We start from the raw sequence: 247 nt of genomic DNA, 5'->3' as shown, positions 1-247 counted from the left end.
ACAAAAATAAAGAATGACCATATAGCAAAGATACTTAAGTAGTTAATCTGTGTACCAACAAGGAAGGTTACTTCACGTGTTTGTTCAAAACCATCAATGATATTTGAAATACCACCACCAAGATTAAGCGCAATAATCGCACAAGTAATAGTTACTGACATGATGATAACCATCTGCATAAAGTCAGATGCGATAACCGCCCATGAACCACCTGTTACAGACATTGCTAATACAACAAGTCCTGTAG

1 protein-coding gene is annotated in these 247 nt (G+C 36.4%); it reads right to left on the bottom strand.

Annotated features, from left to right (window positions below):
• Nucleotides 1-247, bottom strand: a 247-nt coding sequence (locus tag AAEZ10_RS27640) for a hypothetical protein (protein WP_502947720.1), incomplete at both ends; no start/stop codon positions are given.

The organism is Pseudomonas sp. H26/SER47-MNA-CIBAN-0231, assembly GCF_040310465.1.
GTDB lineage: Bacteria > Pseudomonadota > Gammaproteobacteria > Pseudomonadales > Pseudomonadaceae > Aquipseudomonas > Aquipseudomonas atacamensis.
This window is presented reverse-complemented; position numbering and strand designations above follow the sequence as displayed.